Origin of the sequence: Marinifilum sp. JC120 (assembly GCA_004923195.1) — a bacterium.
In the GTDB taxonomy this organism is placed as follows: Bacteria; Desulfobacterota; Desulfovibrionia; order Desulfovibrionales; family Desulfovibrionaceae; genus Maridesulfovibrio.
The window spans coordinates 43,076-66,978 of sequence record RDSB01000022.1 but is presented as its reverse complement, the minus strand read 5'-3'; the positions used below and the strand labels follow the sequence as shown (position 1 = coordinate 66,978).

22 protein-coding genes are annotated in these 23,903 nt (G+C 50.3%); 4 read left to right on the top strand and 18 right to left on the bottom strand.

Annotation, left to right across the window (positions count from 1 at the left end):
- Positions 1-139: 139 nt before the first annotated feature.
- The 3 genes from D0S45_17900 (at position 140) to D0S45_17890 (ending at position 2,055) form a co-directional block, all read left to right on the top strand.
- Positions 140-664 (top strand): hypothetical protein, encoded by a 525-nt coding sequence (locus tag D0S45_17900; GenBank protein ID TIH12545.1) that lies wholly within the window; start codon positions 140-142, stop codon positions 662-664.
- Positions 665-941: 277 nt separating this feature from the next.
- On the top strand, positions 942-1,475 hold the full coding sequence (locus D0S45_17895) for a hypothetical protein (GenBank protein ID TIH12544.1): 534 nt from the start codon (positions 942-944) through the stop codon (positions 1,473-1,475).
- A gap of 61 nt (positions 1,476-1,536) precedes the next feature.
- Positions 1,537-2,055 (top strand): hypothetical protein, encoded by a 519-nt coding sequence (locus D0S45_17890; GenBank protein ID TIH12543.1) that lies wholly within the window; start codon positions 1,537-1,539, stop codon positions 2,053-2,055.
- 51 nt (positions 2,056-2,106) lie between these two features.
- Here the strand turns inward: D0S45_17890 and D0S45_17885 are convergent, their stop codons facing one another.
- Both D0S45_17885 and D0S45_17880 read right to left on the bottom strand, forming a co-directional pair.
- Positions 2,107-3,276, bottom strand: coding sequence for an ATP-grasp domain-containing protein (locus D0S45_17885; protein TIH12542.1), 1,170 nt, complete (start codon positions 3,274-3,276; stop codon positions 2,107-2,109).
- 169 nt (positions 3,277-3,445) lie between these two features.
- Positions 3,446-4,627 carry an iron-containing alcohol dehydrogenase gene (locus D0S45_17880; GenBank protein ID TIH12541.1) on the bottom strand — a complete coding sequence of 394 codons (1,182 nt, stop codon included), beginning with the start codon at positions 4,625-4,627 and terminating at the stop codon, positions 3,446-3,448.
- Between the two features lie 334 nt (positions 4,628-4,961).
- Here D0S45_17880 and D0S45_17875 point away from each other — a divergent pair, with 334 nt between their 5' ends.
- On the top strand, positions 4,962-5,192 hold the full coding sequence (locus tag D0S45_17875; GenBank protein TIH12540.1) for a hypothetical protein: 231 nt from the start codon (positions 4,962-4,964) through the stop codon (positions 5,190-5,192).
- Here D0S45_17875 and D0S45_17870 read toward each other — a convergent pair.
- The 16 genes from D0S45_17870 to D0S45_17795 all read right to left on the bottom strand — a co-directional run bounded on the left by D0S45_17870 (position 5,174) and on the right by D0S45_17795 (position 23,867).
- Positions 5,174-6,355 carry an iron-containing alcohol dehydrogenase gene (locus D0S45_17870; GenBank protein TIH12539.1) on the bottom strand — a complete coding sequence of 394 codons (1,182 nt, stop codon included), beginning with the start codon at positions 6,353-6,355 and terminating at the stop codon, positions 5,174-5,176. The genes D0S45_17875 and D0S45_17870 overlap by 19 nt on opposite strands.
- 518 nt (positions 6,356-6,873) lie before the next feature.
- Entirely contained in the window at positions 6,874-7,461 is a 588-nt protein-coding gene (locus tag D0S45_17865) for a peroxiredoxin (GenBank protein ID TIH12538.1), read from the bottom strand.
- 10 nt (positions 7,462-7,471) lie between these two features.
- Complete coding sequence (locus D0S45_17860; protein ID TIH12537.1) at positions 7,472-8,017, bottom strand: TlpA family protein disulfide reductase; 546 nt, start codon at positions 8,015-8,017, stop codon at positions 7,472-7,474.
- A 183-nt stretch (positions 8,018-8,200) separates the two neighbouring features.
- On the bottom strand, positions 8,201-9,544 hold the full coding sequence (locus tag D0S45_17855; protein ID TIH12536.1) for a sigma-54-dependent Fis family transcriptional regulator: 1,344 nt from the start codon (positions 9,542-9,544) through the stop codon (positions 8,201-8,203).
- 3 nt (positions 9,545-9,547) lie between these two features.
- Positions 9,548-10,738, bottom strand: coding sequence for a PAS domain-containing protein (locus D0S45_17850; GenBank protein ID TIH12535.1), 1,191 nt, complete (start codon positions 10,736-10,738; stop codon positions 9,548-9,550).
- Positions 10,738-11,880: an iron-containing alcohol dehydrogenase gene (locus D0S45_17845; GenBank protein TIH12534.1), complete on the bottom strand. Its 1,143-nt coding sequence runs from the start codon at positions 11,878-11,880 to the stop codon at positions 10,738-10,740. Before D0S45_17845 ends, D0S45_17850 begins: the two co-directional genes overlap by 1 nt.
- A gap of 94 nt (positions 11,881-11,974) precedes the next feature.
- The gene (locus D0S45_17840; GenBank protein TIH12533.1) at positions 11,975-12,601 is read right to left on the bottom strand and encodes a histidine phosphatase family protein; all 627 of its coding nucleotides are present in this window, start codon (positions 12,599-12,601) and stop codon (positions 11,975-11,977) included.
- Positions 12,598-13,734 carry an HD domain-containing protein gene (locus D0S45_17835; GenBank protein ID TIH12532.1) on the bottom strand — a complete coding sequence of 379 codons (1,137 nt, stop codon included), beginning with the start codon at positions 13,732-13,734 and terminating at the stop codon, positions 12,598-12,600. Before D0S45_17835 ends, D0S45_17840 begins: the two co-directional genes overlap by 4 nt.
- Before the next feature lie 2 nt (positions 13,735-13,736).
- Positions 13,737-14,774 (bottom strand): XdhC/CoxI family protein, encoded by a 1,038-nt coding sequence (locus D0S45_17830; protein TIH12531.1) that lies wholly within the window; start codon positions 14,772-14,774, stop codon positions 13,737-13,739.
- Positions 14,771-16,105 (bottom strand): phenylacetate--CoA ligase family protein, encoded by a 1,335-nt coding sequence (locus tag D0S45_17825; GenBank protein ID TIH12530.1) that lies wholly within the window; start codon positions 16,103-16,105, stop codon positions 14,771-14,773. Before D0S45_17825 ends, D0S45_17830 begins: the two co-directional genes overlap by 4 nt.
- Positions 16,098-17,447 (bottom strand): radical SAM protein, encoded by a 1,350-nt coding sequence (locus tag D0S45_17820; GenBank protein TIH12529.1) that lies wholly within the window; start codon positions 17,445-17,447, stop codon positions 16,098-16,100. The genes D0S45_17825 and D0S45_17820 overlap by 8 nt, the downstream gene beginning before the upstream one ends.
- Entirely contained in the window at positions 17,437-17,901 is a 465-nt protein-coding gene (locus D0S45_17815) for a C_GCAxxG_C_C family protein (GenBank protein TIH12528.1), read from the bottom strand. The genes D0S45_17820 and D0S45_17815 overlap by 11 nt, the downstream gene beginning before the upstream one ends.
- 17 nt (positions 17,902-17,918) lie before the next feature.
- The gene (locus tag D0S45_17810) at positions 17,919-18,569 is read right to left on the bottom strand and encodes a class I SAM-dependent methyltransferase (GenBank protein ID TIH12527.1); all 651 of its coding nucleotides are present in this window, start codon (positions 18,567-18,569) and stop codon (positions 17,919-17,921) included.
- Positions 18,569-18,784, bottom strand: coding sequence for a DNA-binding protein (locus D0S45_17805; GenBank protein ID TIH12526.1), 216 nt, complete (start codon positions 18,782-18,784; stop codon positions 18,569-18,571). Before D0S45_17805 ends, D0S45_17810 begins: the two co-directional genes overlap by 1 nt.
- On the bottom strand, positions 18,784-21,054 hold the full coding sequence (locus D0S45_17800) for a 4Fe-4S ferredoxin (protein ID TIH12525.1): 2,271 nt from the start codon (positions 21,052-21,054) through the stop codon (positions 18,784-18,786). The genes D0S45_17805 and D0S45_17800 overlap by 1 nt, the downstream gene beginning before the upstream one ends.
- Before the next feature lie 95 nt (positions 21,055-21,149).
- On the bottom strand, positions 21,150-23,867 hold the full coding sequence (locus D0S45_17795; protein TIH12524.1) for an aldehyde oxidoreductase: 2,718 nt from the start codon (positions 23,865-23,867) through the stop codon (positions 21,150-21,152).
- Positions 23,868-23,903: the final 36 nt, after the last annotated feature.

The following is a 23,903-nucleotide window of genomic DNA, read 5'->3' as shown; positions in this document are numbered from 1 at the left end:
AAAATATGGATTAGGAGGGGGAGGGCAGCCTTACAGTGGTCACTATCCTCTCAACAACGGACAACCCTTCTAAATTAGCAACCAGCCGCACAAGTATTCGCTTGTGCGGCTTTTTTTATAACTTTTAAGGAGAAAACAGATGATGAAACTGATTCGCGCGAGCCTGATGTCCGCAGTTATGGTTGTTTTGATGTGCAGTGGTGTGTTTGCGCAGGGTACTTTTATTCCGCAGGGGAGTGCGGTTATTCCCAGTGTTTACGCTTGGTATAATAATGCTTACAACAAGAATCTTCCGTATTTGTTTCTGACCAATATAACAAACCAACCGGTGCAAGTGAAAGTGTCGGTGTACAACCATGACGGCGCAGATATTTCACATCTTGGAACTGTTTACACTGGGTCTAGCTCAGCTTCGCCAACTTACGTTTCAGCTGGGAATATTTTTGAAATTCCTCCATACTCGTCGCGTATGTACGCTGCGTATGGGACCCAGACAGCCCAGTCAGTGATATATGGACATGCGAGTGTTGAGTGGGCCTCAAGTGATCCTCAATTAAAAAAAGCCTTGATGGGGGTCTGTAAGCAGATCGGACAAGGCTCAAATACTAAACATCAAGGCTATTTTTCAAATAGTATTCTGTTGAATGGTGGTCAGCCTTTCTAATTTAAACAAACAAAACGGCCCGCATTTGCGGGCCGCATCCTAAAATTTAATCCTAGCTCAATTCCCAGAAAAATGGACTCATGAGCCATCCCGAAGCTGTTGCCTGTTTCCATGTCAGTGGTCGTCGTGTGTCCTCTCTTGCGGTAGCCTTTTCATTAAAAATATTTTGTAGGTTTTGAAGAGAAGTTTGTCATTGAACTTAGGTTTCTTTGTGGTTATTGCTGGGCTAATTGTTGAGTTGTGCTTCAATTTAATTAATCACTAAAGGAGAAAACAGATGATGAAACTGATTCGCGCGGGCCTGATGTCCGCAGTTATGGTTGTTTTGATGTGCAGTGGCGTGTTCGCGCAGGGGACTTTTGTTCCGCAGGGAACAACGGTAATTCCTTCTGTGACTGCCTGGTACAAAGATTGTACAACAAAAAGATATGCCCGAATACTTCTTACCAACATAACTGGCAGCAATTTAAAGATAAGAGTTACTGTTCGTGATCATGATGGGAATGATGTGACACATTATACAAAAGTTATGACAGGTTCTAACTCCTACTCCGCACCAGTTGTTTCTTCAGGGACTGGTGAGTTTGATATGCCGTCTCACTCCGCACGAGTAGTGCAATTCCATTTAACAATACCAATGATGATTTGGGGTAGTGCAGTTGTAGAATGGAGTTCTGATGATGATAGAATTCATAAAGCCTTAGTGGGAGTTGTTGAGCATCGAGGATGGAAAGTCACTTGTGGAAAAGCAGGAACATATGCTATATGCTTTTTCCTATCCAATCAACAACGGCCAGCCCTTCTAAATTAGCAGTCAGCCGCACAAGTATTTGCTTGTGCGGCTTTTTTTATAACTCTAAAGGAGAAAACAGATGATGAAACTGATTCGCGCGGGCCTGATGTCCGCAGTTCTGGTTGTTTTGATGTGCGGTGGTGTGTTTGCGCAGGGGACTTTTATTTCGCAGGGGAGTGCGTTTTTGCCGGAGGTCTATTCCGATAAATATAATAATCTTAATCAAGGGTGGACAATGATTCATCTTACGAATGTTTCTGGTAGCAATGTTCACGTAAGAATAAAGATTCTTAATCAGGATGGTCTGGAAGTTACTCAGTTTAGCAAATATTTTAAGGGTGGCAGTTCTGGAGTGGTCACTATTTCATCTGGAACTGGAGACGTTGATATTCCAGCGCATTCGGCTCTTAGTCTAAAGTTTCAAGCTCCCAATCCTCAGGTCGTAACTGGGTATGGTACAATTGAATGGTCATCGGATGATACTCAGCTTCGTAAGGGACTGATGGGAATTGTCAAAATAACGGGGTGGGGAGGCAACAATAGTCGTGCAGGAGAGCATACTTATGCATATCAGATCAACAACGGCCAGCCCTTCTAATTTAAATAAAACAGAAACGGCCCGCATTTGCGGGCCGTTCATTCTTAAATTCTATTCCATATTCAAATACGGCGTAAAATCCGCATGCAGCATTTGTTTCAACTCATCCATATTGTCCGCAGCAACTTCTGCAAAGATGAAGGCGAAAACCGGATGCTCTTTATAGTCAATTTCCCGTAATTCCAGCGGTTTGGAAAAGTTGGCCTTAAATCCTTCATAATTCACGGACTTTATTTTCGAGCGGTCCACGGTGGAATCAATATCCCCGATGACCATGGCGTATACTTTACCATCGCAACAGCCGGATATTTTGTTCCAGTCCGGTTTGGTCCCTTCCATGAAATATTTATACGGGTTGATACCATAAGCGTAGTAACCCAGATCGGTTACGCACCAGCCTGCAAAACGCATGGGGTTGACCTCAATTACTCCGAGATTGCCGCGACCGTCGGTGCGAACTTCTATATGGATGGGGAAATTCTTTAACTCCGCCCGTTTGCCGATTTCATTGAGCAGCTTGAGAAAATCATCGTGATGTTTGTTGATGATCTCGGTGGAGGTGATGTAGCAGCGGTCGCTGACATCATCGCTGGAAGCGAACAGATGCCCGAGGATGTTGATGATTACCGGATTTCCGTTAGCATCATAATAGGCATCTACTGCAAATTCTTCGCCTTCGATGCATTCTTCAATTATAAAGTTGTCGAGCTCCAGCACCTTGGCAGGATACATGGTTTTGATGTTTTCCACTTCGTTCTTGATGGCTTCTATAGCCTGTTGCCAGCCTTCAATGGATTCCACCATGTGTACACCAAGGCTGAAAAACCCCACACAAGGCTTGATAACACAGGGAATGGGCAGTTCTTCTGCTTTGACACTATCAAGATCTTCAAATTTTACAGTGCGGTAAAAGAAATCCGGGTACATATCTTTGACCAGATCGCGGAAGGCTCCTTTGTCTTTGAACAAACGGATTTTCCGGGGCAGATTGCCGCTGCCGAGATTGTTGTCGATCCAGTCAATGGCGTTTTCCGAGTTGGAGTATACAGGCTGGGCGAGGTTTTTATTGTATGCTTCTGCAAACTTACTTTCCGGGCTGAGGGAAAAGCGGGAATCTTTGAATGCTTCGCGGGCAACTGTGTTGTCGAGTACAAGTTTACCCATCTCAGTGAGGGTCGTTTTTAACAGGTCCGATACATATGGTTTTTCAAGAATGAACATTGTGCTTCCTTGGGTGGGATTAATTTCAACGGAAATAATAAATATATTATCGCTCAAGCACAATAGGCACAGGGTCAATATATGAAAAGATACAGAAATTAAAAAAGGAATGGTAGCAGGTGGCTTGTAATGGCCCGGTTCCGGAATAGGAACCGGGCTTTTTGCTTTCTTACATAGCTGCTTTATAGATAGCAGCTACAGCTTCGTCAGACATAGTTCTGGGGTTGGTCATGCAACATACATCTTTCTGGGCATTGGCGGTCATGATGGGGATATCCTCTTCGGAAACATTTTTACCATACCGTTTGCCAAGCTCTTTCAGGCCGGAGGGAATACCTATATCAGTGGAGAGGGTGCGGATTGCCTCAAGGCAGGTGTCAGCTGCATCTCTTGGGGCTAAGCCGTCGGTGTCCACGCCAAGCCAGAGAGCCATTTCTGCAAAACGGTCTACCTTGGCGATAAGGTTGTACTGCTCAACATAGGGCAGCAGGATGGCATTGCATTCTCCGTGCGGCAGATTGTAAAAACCGCCAAGCTGGTGAGCCATGGAATGAACATGTCCCACACTGGCATTGTTGAAGGCCATTCCGGCCATGTACTGGGCATAACACATGCCTTCGCGGGCTTCGATGTCCTGCCCGTTGGCTACGGCCCGGCGCAAGTATTTATTAATCAGCTTGATAGCTTTTTCGGCACACGCGTCTGTTATGGGGGTGGCGATTGTGGAGACAAAAGCCTCTACTGCGTGGGTCAGGGCATCCATGCCTGTGGCAGCGGTGAGAGCGGGGGGCATGCCCATCATGAGCAGAGGGTCATCAAGAGCTATGCCCGGGGTTACCCGCCAGTCACAGATAGCCATTTTTACTTTGCGGGAGGTGTCAGTGATGACGCAGAAGCGGGTCATTTCAGAAGCGGTGCCTGCGGTGGTGTTTACCGCGACATAGGGCGGTAGCGGGCCGGAGCCGAGATCAAATCCTTCATAGTCGTGGATGGCGCCTCCGTTTGCGACAACCATGCCGATACCTTTTCCGCAGTCGTGGGAGCTGCCTCCGCCGAGGGTGATCAGGGAATCGCAGTCGTTATTGCGGTACACTTCAACGCCTTGCATGACATTTTTGTCCGTGGGGTTGGGGACTGTTTCGTCGTAGATGACGTGTTCCATGCCTTCCGCTTTCAGGATATCAGAAATTTGTGCGGTCAGGCCTGCGCCGGTAATGCCTTTGTCTGTTACCAGCAGGGGTTTTCGACCTCCCAGTGAGCGGATACGGGCGGGGATCTCCTTATGCGCACCGATGCCGATGAGAGTTACGCTGGGAATGAAAAAACCGTTGACTTCTTCTCGTACTGCCATGTGAAACCTTCCTTAAATTTAAATGATTTAAAAACAGGATGGCGGCAATATTATAATTGTCGTCAACAAGTGTAATATTACGACTTTGTCGCTTTTGCAACATCAGGCAGCAGAAAATGTGGCTCTAAGTAAAAGGAATTGATTAGATGAAGGATGTCAGAATGCAGAGAAGGATGAAAGGAGCAGGCCCGATTGCATTTGTTTCCAAGGTGCCGGAGTTTACGGTCCGTTAGGACCGCACGTGATTGAAACAATTTTTGCATTGGTCCGTATGCTTTAATTGCGGGCATTCAAAGCAACCGGGCCTGCGCGGGGTAAATTTCTGAGGGGGAGTTTGTCCCCCTCCGTAAATACGCTGTTCATCCGGCTGATGAGTTTGCAGCTCCACCTGCGCGCCGATGCCGGATGTTTACAGGCAAACGGATCAGACCTTTGCCAATCCATGACCTCTGTTATGCAAAATGATCCGCATACCTGTGAACAAAAGTATTTTGTACATCCGGCCTGCGGTTTGCAGGTTCGCAGGCCGGATGGAACTTTCTATATTTACATTGCAGCCTTATAGATTTCTGCAACAGCTTCGTCAGTCATACATCTGGGGTTGGTGAGACCACATGCATCTTTCTGGGCGTTGGCAGTCATAGTCGGGATATCCTTTTCGGAAACCTTCTTGCCGTATTTTTCGCCAAGTGCCTTCAGACCTGCGGGGATACCAACGTCAGCGGAGAGCTGGCGGATAGCATCGAGTGCTGCGTCAGCTGCATCGCGCTGGTCCATACCGCTTGTGTCCACGCCGAGCCATTCAGCCAGAGTAGCGAAACGCTCAACATTTGCGATCAGGTTGTGCTGTTCAACGTGGGGCAGCAGGATAGCATTACACTCACCGTGAGGCAGGTCATAGAAACCGCCGAGCTGGTGAGCCATAGCGTGTACGTGACCGAGGGATGCGTTGTTGAAGGCCATGCCGCCGAGATACTGGGCGTAGCACATACCTTCACGGGCATCGATATCCTGACCGTTAGCTACTGCGCGGCGCAGGAACTGGTTGATCAGGCGGATGGATTTTTCAGCACAAGCGTCTGTGATGGGGGTGGCGATGGTGGAAACCCAAGCTTCAACGGAGTGAGTCAGTGCATCCATACCGGTTGCTGCGGTCAGTGCCGGAGGCATGCCCATCATCAGCAGCGGATCATCAAGTGCGATGCCGGGAGTTACACGCCAGTCAACGATAGCCATCTTAACCTTGCGGGAAGTATCGGTGATGATGCAGAAACGGGTCATTTCAGAAGCAGTACCTGCGGTAGTGTTAACTGCTACATAAGGAGGCATGGGTTTAGTAGATTTGTCTACGCCTTCATAATCATGAATTTTGCCGCCGTTGGCAACAACAAGGCCTACGCCTTTACCGCAGTCATGGGAGCTACCGCCACCAAGGGTGATCAGGGAGTCACATTTGTTGTCCTGATAAGCTTTTACGCCGTCAGCTACGTTCTTGTCAGTAGGGTTGGGAATGGTGTCATCGTAGACTACGCAGTCCATACCTTCAGCTTTGAGAATGTCAACGATCTGCTGGGTGATTCCTACGCCGGTGATACCCTTGTCAGTTACGAGCAGGGGTTTTTTACCGCCGAGAGCCTTGATGCGAGCGGGGATTTCTTTGTGAGCGCCAATACCGATAAGGGTTACGCTGGGAATAAAAAAACCGTTTACTTGTTCACGTACTGCCATGTGAGTCCATCCTTGTAGCTTAATAGGTTATTGAAGGTTGGGCCTAGTCGTGTACTTATTAACGCTTCTTATAAGGCAAGACGTGTGCCAAACATGAAAGGGCTTATATTTTAGCTGCTTAGTTGGTTTTGTCGATTTTGAAGGTGACTCATTTCAGATCCATTTTTGTCCTTGATATTGAATTTTCTAATGTGAAAAATGTAACAAGAATGATAGAAGTGTTACATTGCGGGGTGTGATGAAGGGGTGTGTCAATATGGACCAGTAACGGTGTCCTGTGTGTCAGATAGCACTTGTGCTTTGCTGAGCATATATCTGTATGGAAAAACTGTTTCCATCGTCGTATATTACTTGTGAAATGCTGTTAGTTTTGTGCTGGCTATCGAATCAAAATGTTTTCTTTGTGTGTTTGTGCGGAGTATGCTATGTTATAAAGTTTGATTTTGCATTGCTAGTAAAGTGAAAAGCCGCTCCGTGGAGTACGGAACGGCTTTCTCATAGGATATGGAGACTTTTAATTAGTTCAACTTTTCAAGAGCCTTGATAATTTGTCCGAGGTCCGGCCTTTTATTTATGTCGTGTACGTCAATATAACGTAGCACTCCTTTTTTATCGATGATGAAGATCGCCCGCTCTGAAACACCTTCGGGTCTAAGTATTCCGTATCTGGCGGCAGTGGCACCGTGGGGATAGAAATCAGACAGGACCGGGAACCAGAGTCCGTCTTTGCCCATTTGTGTGGTCCATGCATGCAGCGAAGGAACGTTGTCAGTGGTGATGCCGAGGATCACAGCATCATGCATTTCAAACAGCTCGCGGGCGAGGTTGTATCCGGGCCATTGATCAGAGCAGATAGGTGTGAATGCTGCGGGAACAAATGAGATAACAACATTCTTTTTGCCTCGGTAGGATGACAGGGTGACCTCATTGCCGGAAGTGGAGGGTAGAATGAAGTCCGGGGCTGTCTCCCCAACTTTGACTTTCAGCACGCTGTCTACAGGTTTGAGCTTTGCTGACTTGAATATTTGCTCCTTGGCAACTTTGGCCTGAACATTTGCACAGGCCAGCAGGAGTATGGAAATAGTACAGAGAATAGTTCTTTTCATTTTTATTCTCCTAAAGTTTGTCCTTGATTCGGGTCATGAATTTTTCTGCCGATTCAAAAGGTCCTTCATGGGACAGAATCACTTTGTAATTATTGCTATCCTTTTGCAGTAAAAAGAAATGCGGGGTTCCCGGCTGGCCCATTTTATCGTGGATAAGGAGTTCGGGGTCAGCAAAGATCGGGAATTCTACTCCGAATTTTTCTTTGAAAAAATCTATTTCAAATTCAGTATTGCCAGCGGCAAGGCCGATAAATTTCACCTCTGCACATTCTTTAGATTTGTTGAGCAGATTGTAGAAGGTGTTTACTGTCGGTGCTTCTCTCTGGCAATGCGGGCAGTACATACTGTACACTTCTATAATAATATAGTCCGCATCAATATCGCTGATTTTCCATGGACCGTCGCCCTTCAGGTCGAGATACTTTTTTTGACTTTCGGTCAGTTTGCCTGCAAGCGGGATGTCCGGGAAATTTGCGCCGGCCTGAAGCGGAGCAGCATAAGCTGCCGAACTTACGAATAATGAGAGAATTATTAAAACCAAGATAGTTTTATGCATGATGTTCCCCTTTTAGAATTTATGAAAGTGTATCCTGCCTGAACAGGGAAATTAGTCCAGTTGCAGTGAAGCTGGGTTTGATTTGGCACTAAAATGGTATGGAAATTAAAAACCGCCCCATGTTTCCACAGGGCGGTTTCAGATGATTAAGAAAGAGCCATCTGATTATTATTTGATTCTACTCTACAAATTATACTTATCAATCTTGCGGTAAAGGGTCTTGCGGCCGATGCCTAGTGCCTGCGCGGCTTTCTGGCGGTTGCCGTTGAGGAAGTCGAGGGCCTTGATGATGTGTTCGCGCTCCATTCTTTCAAGGGAGAGAATTCCGGCCTCTCCTTCGCGTTCCGGCTGGTCGGCGATTTCTTTGGGCAGGCAGGCGCAGGTTATGTTGTTGTTATCGGCCAAAATAATGCTGCGTTCCAGCACGTTACGCAGTTCTCGTACATTTCCCGGCCAGTGGTAGGATAGCATGCATTGCATGGCCCGTTCGCTGACCGTGTATTCGCCCTGGCCCATCTGGAAACCGAGTTTGTTGATGAAAAAATCGATGAGCAGGGGCACATCCTCGCGGCGGTCTTTGAGCTCCGGCAGGCTGATGTTGAAAACGTTGATGCGATGGAAAAGAGCTTCGTGAAATCTTCCTTCCTCTACTTCCTTGGCAAGGTTGCGGTTGGTGGCAAAAAGGAAGCGGATATCCACGGTGCGCTCGTCTTTTTCTCCCACCCGGCGGAAGGTATGTGATTCCAGTACTCTCAGCAGGGAAGCTTGCACTTCCATGGGCAGTTCCCCGATTTCATCAAGGAAGAGGGTCCCGGTATGGGCGAAGGTCATCAGGCCGTCGCAGTTTTCCGTGGCTCCGGTAAAGGAGCCTTTGGTGTGTCCGAACAGTTCACTTCGTGAAAGTTCTTTTTGCAGGGTGGCGCAGTTTTTTACGATCATGGGTTTGCCCGCGCGCTGGCTGGCGCAGTGGATGGCGTGGGCTACCACATCTTTACCGGCCCCGGATTCCCCAGTGATCAGTACCGGAACATTCGTGGGCGCGACTTTGTTGATCAGGTGGCGAATCTGCTTGATGGGCGAAGAGCTGCCGATGAGTTGTGACCCTGCTGTTTCGCATTTTTGGGAATGTTTGAAACTTCGGTTTTCGCGGGTCAGGCAGACTCTTTGCCATGCGCGGTCCACCACCAGTTCCACCCGGTCTAATCGGAAGGGTTTGGTAATGTAATCGTAGGCTCCGATGCGGATGGCTTCAACCGCGTTGTCGATATTGCCGTGCCCGGTAATCAGGATAACTTCAACATCCGGCTCCATGTCTTTGAATTCGGTGAGCAATTCAAGTCCGTCACCGTCCGGCAGACGGATGTCGGAAATTATGACTTCGTAACGTTCCTTGCGGGCCATTTCCCGTGCGGTTTTGGCACAGTTGGCAGTATGTAGTACCCGTTCCGGGCTTGCGAGTTCTTTGCTGAGCAGCTTGAGGATGGATTCTTCATCGTCCACCACAAGAACTTTGTATGATTCAGGCATTCTCTAATCTCTCTGAAGGGGGAAAAGTACGGTAAAGTTGGATCCTTTGCCTACTTCACTGTCCACTATGATTTCGCCGTTGTGTTCTCTTACAATGTTAAAACAGGTAGACAGCCCGATGCCGATTCCTTTGCCCACCTGCTTGGTGGTAAAAAATGGTTCAAAGAGCATGTCTCTGTTGTCTTCGGGAATACCGCAGCCGGAATCACTGACCCGCACTCCAACATGTTCATTTTCAATAAAGGTTTCAATGTCGATTCTCCCATTATGCTCAATGGCATCAACCGCGTTGGTCAGCAGGTTAAGGATGACCTGTTTGAGCTGGGCCTCGTTGCCTAAAATTAACTGCATGGGTGAAGTCAGTTTTACCTCAAGTTTCACCTGCTGGTAGCGGCGGAACTGATGGTCCAGCAAGCGCAGGGTGTCTTCAGCCACCTGATTCATATCCACGGGAATGAACTCCGAGGCTACCGGGCGGCTAAATGAAAGCAGGGTCTTTACAATATCCTGACAGCGCAGACATTCTTTCAGGATTGTATTGGTATAGTCGTAGAGATCTTCGGCCAACTCTGCGGGAATATCCTTGTCGAGCCTAGCTAGTCTGCGCTGGATGCCTTCGGCAAAACCGGCCACGGCGGCCATGGGGTTATTGATTTCGTGGGCCACACCCGCAGCCAGAACCCCGATGGTAGCCATTTTTTCGGCCTGATAAAATTTTGCCTGATATTCTTTTTCCATAGTCACATCCCTTTTGAATATCAGGATGCGGTCTTCTTCGGTTCCGGGAGTCTTCAGCGGGGAAGCGACCATGTCGAATTGCTGATTCTTGCCGTCAATGCGGAAAATAGCAGAGTCCTTGCAGACCGAGTTGGTGGAAAGGGATTTGAAGGCCGGGCATTCCGGGCAGGGGTGCTTGCTGTCCCTGAACAAGGTGTAACATTTCTTGCCGATGGGATTGATGCCGGGGAAAAGCTGTTCAAAAATTCTATTTACCGAGATGATTTTCAGGTCCTCGGAAAGGACCATCATTACATCGGTTATGCCGTCAAGGATGGCGGCTATTTCACAGCGCTGATCCTCGGATTCCCGGTTGATTCCCTTCAGTTCTTTGATGTTTTGCTGGAGTTCTTGAAAAAAGTTCAGTTTGTGATGTTCAATTCCGATCAGATCATGCAGTGCTGTTTTGTTAGCCATTACCACGACTCTCCGCAAATTTTCATAAGGTCGTCACAGTCCGCTTCTCTCGGATTGGTCACCGAGCAGGCGTCCTTCACAGCCAGACGGCAGATTTCTTCCATTTGGTCGTTGTTCGGTACAATCTCCCGCAAGCGCATGGGAATTTCCAGTTCTTCGAACATTGATTGCAGGATATCGCTTAAATCGTGCTTTTTCTGTTTTGCCGGAGCCGGACAGCTTTCATTGATGGTCCGGGCAATGGTTTCCATCTTCCTTTCAGCGCAGGGTTTATTGAATCGAACCACGGAAGGAAGCAGTATCGGCAGGGTCAAACCATGAGTTACGTCGTAGCGACCGCCAAGGGAATGGGCCAGGGAGTGACCAACCCCAAGCCCGGCGTTGCTGAAGGACATACCTGCCGCTGTGCTGGCGATGGAAAGATTCTTCAAGGCTTCAAGGTCCTTGGAATTGGCTGCCGGTTTGATATTGCCGGCAATGAGCCTGATGGCGGTCAAGGCCTGTGATTCCGTAAAGGGAGAAGCCAATCTTGAAACATATGATTCAATTGCGTGGGCCAGTGCATCAACGGCCGAAGCAAGGATAAGCTCCCGTGGTTTGGTGACCAGCAGGTCGGGATCAATAATTGAAATATTCGGCACCAGCGAACGACTGATGATGGCCATTTTTACTTTGCGTTTTTTGTCGGTGATGATGGCGTATTGCGAAACATCGGAGCCGCTTCCGGCTGTGGTGGGGATGAATATCATGGGCGGCAGGGGGCGGCTGATGCGGTTGGCTCCCTCATAGTCGTGGATTTCTCCGCCGTTGCTGACGATGATGGCAATACCTTTGGAGGCGTCAATGGGACTTCCTCCGCCCAGTCCGATGATAACATCAGCCTTGTGGTCGCGGTATAGTTGCGCTCCCTGCTGAATCTGGCAGGCCCTCGGGTTGGCGGTCAGGCCGTTGAAATATACACAGTCAAGATTTGCGGCGTTAAGAAGATTGATGATGATTTTTACCCAGCCTGATTTTTCCAAACCTTTGTCACTGACCAGCAGGACCCGTTTGGCCCCCAGTCTCTGGGCGCATGAAGCCAGATAGGTTATACTGCCGTTCCCGAAAATAACTTCCGGGATGGCGAATTTGGTTACCTGCATATCTTCCCTCTGCTTAAAATTATGTCTATCTTCATACAATTATTGTATTATTTTATTGTCCGCCTGCATGAGAAATAAGTCAAGGATATGGGAATCAGCTGTGTTTCGGCATCATTTCAAGCAGTTGTTTGTCCAATCCCGGTTTCGGAGAAAAGTTGTAACCTTTCAGAAAAAAATCATCACCTTTTTTTTCTATGATCGTAGCATGACAGTAGTCCGGTTTGATCCTGAAAATATTGTCCAGTGGAAAGCCCAATACAATATGCATAATTACCCTGATTACTCCGGCATGGGTAACGGCTATGACCGGACTTGCATCATTAAGCTGTTCCAGAAAAGAGCGGACCCGTTCCGTCACATCTGTAAAATTTTCTCCACCGGGAGCGCGGAAACCTGCAATGTCCTCGCCACGTTGTTTATATTCGTGCGGGTAAAGTCTTTTCAGTTCAGCAAAGTCGAGACCGTCCCACTCCCCCAGATTGATTTCTTTAATTTCCGGGACAGGGATTGCTTTAAGTTTACATTGTTTTTCAATGAAGGATGCTGTTTGCATGGTTCTGGTCAAGGGACTGCAATAGATGCGCCGTGGATGGAAGGTGTCTAATGATTCAGCAAGTTGCGCGGCTTGCCTAAGTCCTTTTGTGGAAAGAGACAGGTCAATTTGACCCACGGCCCGTCCTTTTGCGCCTTCAATTTCCCCGTGGCGGATGAGTACGATCATACAAGTTCCTTTGCCTGTAATCGGGGTAGGTGCTCGGGAATGCTTATCCCAGCTTCTTGTTCATATCTCTGGAGTAGGTCCTTTGCCCGCGAAAGTCTTCCGGTTATGGCGGCAACGGCATCGGGGTCGCTTTTCCATCTTGCGAGGGTTTTACCGTAACGTTGGTCAAGGGAGACCGGATTGGTGCCTTGAAAAAGTTTGTCGGCCAGAAAGACGATTTCCTGTTCGGTGAGCGGTGAGTCTGCCTTGATATCCGTATCCCGGTGAGCAGCGACAATGTCGGCAATGCCTGAAAAACCGTAACCCGCTAGGATGGCCGCACCTGCGGCTTCGTGGTTGCGTTTGAGCTTGGCTACATCATGCATCAGGGCCGCGCATTTGACTATATTGAGGTCCAGCGTTTTTTGGTGCTTGCGGGCTTTGTTTAGGGCCTTTGCCATCAAACATGCGGCCTCAGCTACTGTTTTACAGTGCTCTCTTGTCTGGAGCGGGGTTTCGGCCAGTTCCCAGAGAGCTTCACATTCTTCAGGCAGGGGAACGCGGCGGCGGGAAATAAGGCGGGCCTGTTCGTAATCTGCGGGGGTGTCCAGGTCACGCAGGATGCCGAGATCCGGCATATTGCGTTCCCGCGAATTTTGTTCATGCCTGTCAAGAACCGTACGCAGTCCGCCGCTACCGTCGTGAGCTAGGATTTCGGGGATTAGCTTGGCACTGATCAGCGGTGGATGGCCCCGTTCTCCCTTGAAGCAGGGATAGATGATATCAGCAGGTGCTGATGTATAATCAAAGGTTAAAGCCCGGATGGTTGAGGAGCGCACCAACGGAATATCCACAGGCAGAACTAGAAAGGCGGAAGCATCATCCGGCAATCCCTGTACCCCGGCTTTGACCGAGGAAAACATGCCTTGATCGTAGTCCGGGTTGAAAATTTCGTGCATTCCCAGCACTTTTGCTTCGGACCCGACTTTATCCGCCTTGTGGCCGGTGACCACAAAGACATCGGAGGCTCCGCCGTTAACCAGCGAGCGAATGCAGCGGGATAGTACCGTGCATCCGTCCAGCGGCAGTAGAGCCTTTAGTTTTCCCATGCGCGACGAAAAACCCGCCGCCAGAATCAGTCCGTAAATTTTCATGTTCAACCCCCGGCTCGTTTCTGGATCAGTTCTCCCACAATTGAGACTGCGATTTCCTCGGGTGTCTGTGCTCCGATGGTTAGGCCTATGGGACAATGGCAGCGGTCAATTTCCGTTTGCGCAACTCCCTCATCGCGCAGAGCATCGTAGATGGCGTTGCGTTTTTTAGAGCTGCCGATCATGCCCACATAGCGGGCCGGGGTGGTAAGGGCCTGTCCCAGCACGGTTTTGTCATGCAGGTGTCCGCGAGTAACGATAATGATGTATGAATTATCATTCACTTCTAACCCGGCAAAGCAGTCTTTGAAGTCGGGTAGCAAATGGATTTCAGCAGCTTGCGGGAACCTGTCGTCATTGGCAAAGTCGGCGCGGTCGTCCAGTACTACGGTGCGGAAGTTAACCGATGTTGCCAGCTCTGCCGTGGGCCGGGAAACATGTCCGGCTCCGAAAATATATAGGTCCGGCTGCGGAATGAAGGCTTCTGTGGTCAGCAATGTTTTGCCGATTTCCTCTACTACCGGGGTTCCGGATTTAAGGGCGGCTTCAAGAAGTCTGGTAGCCTCTTTTTCTTCGGCAAATTGCAGTTCCGGAAGCTGGCAGCAAGGGCGCACAGTCTGTCTCTCTCGTATCTGATTCCCTTTAGACACAGTGAATAAGACGGCGTGTTTTCCCTTGCGTAAGGCTTCATTCACATCGTTGAAAACAGCAATGGTCGGCTCATCCGCAGGCAAGTGTTCAAGCATTACTTCCACATGCCCGCCGCAGATCATATCCGCATTGGCGGCCAGTTCATTGGAAAGATCGAATTCGCGGAAGGTCACCGTGTTGGCGGTATCGTTAAAAATTTCAGCGGCCTCTTTCTGAACCAGTGCTTCCACAAGTCCTCCGCCGATGGTGCCGTCAATGGAACCGTCACGCATGACAATCATTTTACTGCCCGAAGAGCGGGGGGTGGAGCCGGAGCTTTTTATAATGGAAGCCAGAATGAGGTCATTGCCGGATTCAAGCAGGGAACAGAGATTGGAGATGAGTTTTTTCATAGGGTACCGGCCTTTGTCGGGTTGATTGTTATGGCTCGTTTGCCGAAACCGGAGTGGATGGTTCCGTCCTGATTGGCAAGTCTGGTCGAAATTTTTAAATTGTGGTTGGCACTGGCTTGGCTGATTTTTGGATAGGCCATAAGGAGTTTTTTTATTTCCGGGCTGGGTTTGCTGCCGGGAAGTACGTCCAGCTTGAAGGAAAGGATCATTTCTTCAGGCTGGTATTCCACGGTGAAATCAAGAATTGCCTTGTGGGATAGAATTATATTGTTCAGCTCGTTAAGGTCCAGCCTGCTCCCTCCGGGGAGGATTATGCCGTCATCAAGTCTGCCTTCCACTGCCCCCAGTCTGCGCAGAGGCAGTCCGCAGGAACATTCATCAGGCATAATGCAGCCTACATCCCCGGTACGGTAGCGGATCAGGGGCATGGCTCTGCGTGAAAGGGTGCTGATAACTATTTCGCCTTTATGACCGTCCGGGACCTGCTTTTCTGTTGCCGGATTAATTATTTCCACAAAGAAATCCGGTTCCCGCAGATGCATGCCCGAACCGGGACAGCAGTCCACTCCGCCGCCGAGGCAGGTCTCGGTCATGCCCCAGTGTGAAAAGACCTCACAGCCGAAGACCCGTGCAATGGTTTGCATGGAAGCATGGGGAAGCACATCCCAGCAGAGCAGTACCGAGCGCACATGATTAATGGTAATCCCTTTGCTGTCCAGCATGCGGGCCAAGGCGTGTATCTGGATGGCTGGGCCTAAAATGCAGCTGGCGTGGCTATCAAGCAACAGGTTGAGCAGGGTGCTGATATAGGACGGGTTGACCGGGAGCACGGTTTCCCCACCCAGCAGAGAAATAGATTCTGCGAAAAGGGACCCGACACCGCCGGGTCGTGAATCGGGCAGGATTGCCAGAACGGTCTCTCCTTCTCCCAGCATGGAAGCCATTCCGTACTGGAAAAATTCGATGGTTCGTTCAAGATCCCCGGCAGTAAAGAAAAGGCGTTTTGGGGGACCGCTGGAGCCGGAACTTGCTAAAGTAACAGCACGGGCAACTTCATCCTGTGAGACGCAGAGAAAGTTGTCGGGACCATTGCGCAGGTCGTCAGCTGTGGTAAAGGGAAGCTGGGCAAGGTCCGCAGGGGTGTGCATGGCTCCGGTTTGTACTCCGGCCAGCCGTTCGTGATAGAAAGGACAGTTTTTTACAGCTTGAAACATTGTCTGCCGCAAACAATCGAACTGCCATTCTTGAAGTTCGCGTACAGAGACGGGTTTCATATCGGGAGCACGGCCCATGCGCAGATTGAGCCATTTACCCAGCGGGCGGTCAGTCATCAATCATTCTCCTGTACAGGGTTGAACCGTCCATGGCGGTCAAATTGTAGGCACAGAAAGGAATCAGTCTGCCGTCAGGAGCGGCAACATGGATACAACACCCTTTTAAGCGGTCAAGGTCAAGTGTCCATGCATCCTGAAATGCCATTCCGGAAAGGGCAAAAATGTGCGTTTTGGCTCTGGTCAGGAAACGGTCAAGGTCGTCCTGCGGTTCTTTGCACTCGCAGCCTGCTTCGGGAGCAGCCCATTGGCGACGTACAAAAGCTTTGGATTTGTCTGCTCCTTCGGAGGCAGGTTTAGGTGTACAGCAACCATCTTTTTTAGCGGAAAGCTTTTTCATGCTGCCGTCTTCCATGACCAGATAATTAGCGTGGAAGGAGCACAGGGAATGTTCACAGCCCGGAGGCATGAAGTCATCCCGGTGAACCAGATGTTCGCTCTGTTCTTCCAAGGCGGTCATGATTTCCGGCAGGGTGATGCGCATGTCATCTGAAGGCTGGGAGGGGTAGCGCCCGAAGTAGCTTACCGGCTGGAAGTGCACTCCGCGTACACCCGGTGTATAGGATACAGCCAGCTTCAGGATTTCCCCGATGTCTTCGTCATTCACACCGGGAACAATGGTAGGTACAAGCACTACCCCGATCCCCGCCGCAGTGAGGTTTTCAATTGCTTTGATCTTTTCTTCCAGCAGGCTACGGCCCCTGATGGTTTTGTAAATATGGTCAGAGGTGCCGTCGAATTGCAGGAAAGCGGAATCCACCCCACCGGCGGCCCAGCGTTTGGCAAGCCCGTGTTCGCGGGCGACTCGCACCCCGTTGGTGTTGACTTGCACAAAAGGAAATCCGTGTTTTTTGGCCAGTCCGGCAATTCGCGGCAGGTCGTCGCGTACCGCAGGTTCCCCGCCGGAAAGTTGCAGGTTGCACGGTCCGGCGGTGTTGCGGACTTTTTTAAGTAGCTGATCAAGCTCAGGAACAGTGGGATCTGCCGGGACTTTCTGTCCTGCTGAGGCGAAGCAGACCTTGCATTTCAGGTCGCAACGCCAAGTGATCTCCACCAGTGTGGTGCAGGTGTGCTGATTATGGTCCGGGCAGAGGCCGCAATCAAAAGGGCATCCTTTGCTTTCAGTAGTATCCATCACCGGGGGAGTGGAAGGGATTTTGGGGCGTGACCAGCCTTGAATTGCCGGTTCTCCGCGCCAGAAAGGAGTACTGAATTGTCCGTGATCCGGGCAGTCCTTCACAATGCGGCTTTCGCCGTTTTCCGTGACCCTGCGGGCCGGGATTTTCTTCAAACAGATAGGGCAAAGGGATTCTGTTTCAACCACATCAAAACTAATATCCATCAGTCTCATCCCTTCCCTGTGCCGGGTCATAACCGTTATCCAGCAAAATATTGATCAGCTCTGCGTATGCTTCTCCAAGCAGTACGCCGCAACGGTCTGCGCGGGGCGCACCGCATTCTCCATCCAAAATATCAGCGCAGCTTATGCCGCCGAATTCAGCGGTAGTTCTATTTTTGAACCATTCTCGAAAATTTTCTACCAGCAGGGGATAGTTGTCTTCGGCTGTTTCCACATCCGTACCCTTGCCAGCGTAAAGTCCTAGCGCACAGAGTCCGCCGCTTAAAATTCCGCACGTTCCAGAACAGTCTCCCATGCCCATGCATAGCCCCTGTGCGGCGCGCACCAGATCTGGGTTGTCCTGTTGCAAATTATCTAGGCAAAGGATGATCATAATTTGAGCGCAGCAATATCCTGCACCGTTAAGTTGCATTATTCTAAGGTCTGTATCGGTCATGTAGATGCCTCCGGCGACTAAAATTCAGCTATCAACAACATATAGCCGGGGCGATCACAGCAATTCTGCCCGGCAGCGGGATTTTTTTCCCCGGCAAAGACCAACTTGGCAGCTAGTTCCACCAATAGCCTGGAATAATCCTCTATGGCAGTTATGTGCATACCCTGCTGCTTTAAAATTTGCTCAATCCGCCCGAGATAGAGCGGAGAATTGGCGCAGGAACCATCCAGACATTGAATTTGTCCACTGCCACGACGGTAAAGGTCGCTTATGATCAGCTTACCATCGTCTGTGAGTACCCGCTTAAATTCTTTGATGGTCTGCTCCTTGTCCGGCATGAGCGAGAGCACACATTCGCAAAATATCGCGTCAAAGCAGGAGTCTGCAAAGGGCAGGTTTGACCCGTTTCCCTGAGTTAGTGGCAGACCTGCCGGAGCCTCTGCAAGCTGAAGACTTGAACAATCCATACCGCAGGCGTTCAGGCTGTGTTTTATGCGCAGATGTTCAACTGTTGCGCCCAGCCCGCAGCCCACATCCAATACCCGTGCGTTTGCGGGGAGTCCGCTTAGAGCTACTGCTCGATCAGTGAGAGTGAATCCTCCGGGGCGTAAGGTGTTTCCGGCAGCATCGCGCAGAACGGATTTTTCCCAAAGCGGGGTTCCTTTCATTATTTATCCTCCAGCATCCTCTCTACTTCGGCCATTTTGCCTAGTGCCAGTTCTTCCGGGATGAGTACGAATCCGCAATCAGGGCAGCTGGGCAATTCTACTTTGAATCTGCTGTCCAGATATTCCAGTTCAACTGGGGAGGGGTGTAGTGGTTTGCTACATGTTGCACATTGCCAAGAAGAAAAATCTTCATCCAGAACTTTTAGTGTTCCCATTAGACACCTCCAAGAACGCGCATACGGTGGGACCAGACCCGGTGGACCAGATATGTTCCGTTCTTCATTTCGTACTCAACCCAATAGGTTACCGTGACAGGCCGGAACTGTACCAGTTTGTGCCCGGTTTCAGTATTTTTAAGCACTTGCCTTGAATCCTGCACTGCATGAAGGGTTTTCTGCACATCTGATAAAAGGATGCGTCGTTTTTCCATCATTTTGTGAGCTTCTTCAGTGAATTCCAGAGCGATGGATTCATAATCGTTGCGCGGTTCCGGTTGTTCGTTCCATGTTTTGCGGAGCAGGTTTTCCTTCAAGCGGACCCTGTTTTCCCGCCGTGCAGAATATCCGGGTGCCATGCGTCCGGCTGGATCATCGCTTCCGTCAGGAAAGAGGATGTCGAGGATGTGTTGGCAACGTTTTCCGGCCTTGGAAAGCATGTCTCGGCACATGGCGCAGTATGTTATGCCGTCATGGTCCAGCTTTTCGGCTCTGCGCTTGGCAACTTTATTTGCAAGCGGCTCATTGGCATTGGCTAGCAGTCCTCCGAATCCGCAGCATTCGGTGAGTGTTCCGGAAAGATCCGGTTCTTCAAAAGTTATGTCTAAACCACTGAGCAGCAAACGCACATCATTCATTAAATCATGGTTGGTCCGGGAGCTGCACGGGTCCTGCAAGGAAAACAGTTTTGTTTCCGGGCGTTGCGCAAGTTGACCTATCTCCAAGTTGAGCACTGACCAGAGGGATGTAACATCAGCTTCGGGAAATTCTTTACGCAGGCTTTCAATACAGGAAGGACAGGCGGCAATAATTTGCGGGCGGCCAAGTGATTCCCAGTCTCTTTTAAGGGATGCTGTTTTACGCTCGAACATTTCTTTTTGCCCGGCCCAGTCGGCTGGTGCTCCGCAGCAGCGCAGCATGAGTCCGGTTCCACCGTCCAGTATGGAGCAGAGGTGGGCGTATGTGCGTTCAATCGCACCGGGATCGGATGCGCTCATCTGGCAACCGGGAAAGAATACCTGCCTGCTTATATCGGTGCCCGGCTGATGTTTGACCAGCGCACAGGCTGAAGAGTCGGCAAAATCCATATCGCGGAAGGCGAATTCATGGGCTGAGGGCGGCATATGCCCTTTGTTCACCAGATCCTGCCGGGCTTCGAGACAGAGATCATGCATGGCAAAATTTTCGGGACAGACCTTCTCGCACAATCCGCAAAGCATGCAGGAATTGATCATGGTATTAGCCATACGGGTGCCCATGACAATGGATGCGTTGTTGTAAATCTGGCGGGCGTAGGCTTTGGGGTAGCTCTTAAATTCCTCCAGATAGGCACAGTTCTTTACGCATTCCATACATTCGCAGAGCAGACAGCGCTCAGCTTCCTTGAGGGCTTGTTCCGGGGAGTAGCCTTCATCAGGAACGGCAACGGGATTTATTGTTTCCGTCTTACTGATGTTGGTGAAAAGTTTTGTTTTAAAGGGGGCTTCGCGATCTCGTCCGGCAGTGAGAGAAGCATTTTGGAGCTTGCGTTCAATGGAAAGCGCGCCCTTGCGACCAAGGGCGATGAGTTCAATGGGTGATTTGTCGCTTACATCCGGGGAGGCGAACAGGAATTCAATGCTGGTTTGCAAAGTGCCGAGGTCCACTTCGCTTAGACCTAGTTGCGTACTGTTGTATGCCAGAGGATCGACAAAAACAGCGTCGAAGCTCTCGCAGGCGGCCATAATAGTTTGTGGATCTGGCTTGCCGTGCTCCGCAAAGGAAACATTCATTTTGCCGAGCTGGGTCAGTTCTTTTTCAATAATTTCATTACTGACCCTGTCTACCGGGAGACTCTCGAAACCCTGTCGCTTGTCTTTGCAGAACACAATGACGGTAAAGCCTTTTTTGCTGAGGTCCCAAGCAGCGGCCAGCCCTGAAAGATGGGCACCGAAAACGGCAATATTCTTTCCGCGCGGAGGCAATGACCTGATCATGGGGCTGCGTTTGGCATTCTCTGCGGCAAATCGTTCCAGCGCGGCAAGGTTGATTCCACCTCCCACTTGTTCACGCAGACAGTCGCTTTGACAGTCTCCGTCACAGATTCTGGCACTGACCGAAGGAAAGGGCATAGTCTTACATAGTACAGCCCAAGCCTTATCTATCTGTCCAGCTGAGAGCAGACGGCAAAATTCCCGCCCATCCACATGCAGCGGACAGCGGGCCTTACATTTAGGCGGCTCTTCCTGAGTACACCTAGCTTCCCAATCTCGTAAATTTTTTTGATCCATAGTGGCGAAGCCTTAATAAAAGGGTTTAAGCCGCCGGAGGCAAAAGAAATCCGAGGTCAGGCACATGCACCTGACCTCGGACTATAGTCAGTTAATTAGCCTTTCATAGCAGCGAGAACTTTCTCGGGACGAGCCGGGAGATGTGTTACGCGTGCGCCGCAGGCATTGTAGATAGCGTTGATTACGGAAGCGTGCGGGGTGGTCAGCGGAAGCTCACCAACACCGGATGCGCCGTGAGGACCTTCGGGGCGTTCGGTCTCAACGTAGATCAGTTCCATGTCATCGGGGATCTGCTTGATGTAGGGGAAGCCTGCACCGACCATGGTGGAGTGCTTCTTGATGTCTTCGTAGTCCTCGGTGAGAGCCAGTCCGACACCCTGAGCAAGACCGCCGTACATCTGGCCGTCAACAGCGAGTTTGTTGTTGATCTTACCGATGTCAGCAACCAGAACCATTTTTTCAACCTGAACTTTACCGGTGGCAACTTCAACTTCAACACCGGACATGAACAGACCGTACATGTAGCAGGCGAAGGGAGAACCCTGACCGTTTTCATCACACTCGGTGGCAGGTGCAGACCATTTACCGTTGTAACGGACAGCCTTGTTGGCTGCGACCAGTTCATCGTAGCTCATGTAAGAGTTGTCAGCCTTGCGCATTGCATCCATCAGGTTGCGGCAAGCTGCAATAATGGCGTTACCGATAACGACCTGAGAGCGGCTACCGCCGGCGGGTCCGCCGTTGGGGCAGTTGCGGGTATCGTTCATGACCAGATGAATCTGCTCAGGAGTGAGTCCGAGGGGACGCAGGGCTTCATGGGCAGTACCCAGACAACCGATGTCAGCACCCTGACCGTGGTCATGCCAGCAGTTGAAGAGGGTTACGGAACCGTCTTTGTTGAGTTCAATTTCAGACTCAGCTGTGTCAGGTCCGTCAAGGCCGGAACCGTACACACCTACAGCAATACCTAAGCCGCGTTTGAAGCCTGCGGCAGCATCCTGCGCAGCCCATTTCTTGAGTTCTTCGTATTTGGGACGACCCTTGGTGAAGATATCTTCAATGCAGTATACTTCAGGCTTACAACCGGTGGGGGTAGTGTCGCCGGGGCGGTAGATGTTCTTTTCGCGCAGATCGAAGGGGTCCATACCGAGTTTTTCAGCCAGCTCATCCATGATGACTTCGTAGCCGAATTCGGTTTCAGGAGCACCATAACCACGGAAAGCAGAACCCCATGCATGGTTGGTACAAACGGTTTTACCGAGACCACGGATGTTGGGCATGTTGTAACCGGCACCGATGAACTGGGCACCGCGCAGGGTCAGCAGGTCACCGAATTCGGAGTAAGGACCGTGGTCACAAATCCAGTCGGTTTCCAGACCGAGCAGTTTACCGTCTTTGTCAGCGGCAACGCGGATGTCGGTGAAGAAGGGTGAACGTTTACCAGTGTAAGTCTGCTGCTGATGCCAGTTGTAGCCGAGGAATACAGGCTTACCGGTAGCGAGGCAGGCTGCACCGACCAAAGCTTCCATGGTGGGGGAGAATTTGTAACCGAAAGTACCACCAGCATAGTTCTGAACCATGATCAGGTTTTCGATTTCAATGCCCAGACCGGGAGCGATCATAGCTGCATGGAGGTGCAGGCCGATGGACTTGGAGTGAATGCAGAGTTTGCCGTCATCATCGAGGAAAGCGAAACCTACGTCCGGCTCGATGGGCATATGCGGCTGGCGCTGTACATAGTAGCTGCCTTCCACAACAACGTCGGCTTTGTCGAAGATGGGAGCGGTTTCTTCGCCCTTGGCAACCTTCTGTTCAAAATAGACGTTGGGGGTGCCGGGATGGATTTCCATGGCATCTTCTTCCATGGCGGCGGGAGCGTTCATGTACTCGGGCAGCTGTTCCAGTTCAACTTTTACCTTGGCTGCTGCGGCCTTGGCGATCTTTTCAGAAGTTGCGCAGACGATGGCGATGGCGTCACCGTACTGGAATACTTTTTCGTCACAAAGAATGGGGCGATCCCAACCGTCACCTTTGTTGGTGGGGAAGGTGATCAGACCGGTGATGCGGTTTTTACCCTTGATGTCTTTGTAGGTAACAACTTTTTCGACACCTTCCATTGCTTCTGCTTCGGATGTGTCGATGGAAATGATGTTGGCGTGGGATATTTCAGCCTGTACCAGTGCGCATTTCAGGGTGCCTTCGGGCATTTTCAGGCCGAGGTCTGCACCGTAATCGAGAGTACCGGTAACTTTGGCCACTGCGGTGGGGCGGGGATATTTGGAACCCCAGATGCGCTGATCTTCAGGCATTTTGAAGAGCAGAGCGTCTTCACTCATGTCGCCGCGCATTACTGCTGCTGCGTCCTGAACTGCGTCAACCAACGGTTTGTAACCGGTGCAGCGGCAGGCGTTGCGATGTTTCTGGAACCAGTCGCGAATATCTCCGCGGGTCGGTTTAGGATTGGAGAGAATCAGAGCGTAGGTGGAAACAATGAAACCGGGGGTACAGAAACCGCACTGTGCGCCGCCGTGGGCCATCCATGCAAGCTGGATCGGGTGCAGCTGGTTCGGAGTTCCGATACCTTCGGTAGTGATGACTTCGGTGAAATCTTCAACGCGTTTCATTTTCATGGTGCAGGTACGTTTGAGCTTGCCGTCAACTACGACTGAGCAACTACCGCACTGTCCGGTTCCGCAACCGATTTTAACGCTGAGCAGACCGAGCTTTTCGCGCAGAACATTGGCGAGGGAATCATCATTTTCGCAGATGATGAATTTCTCAACACCGTTAACTTTCAGAGTCCGTTTGATCATGGAAAGAACCTCCTTGAATTACTGCTGTTTTGTATT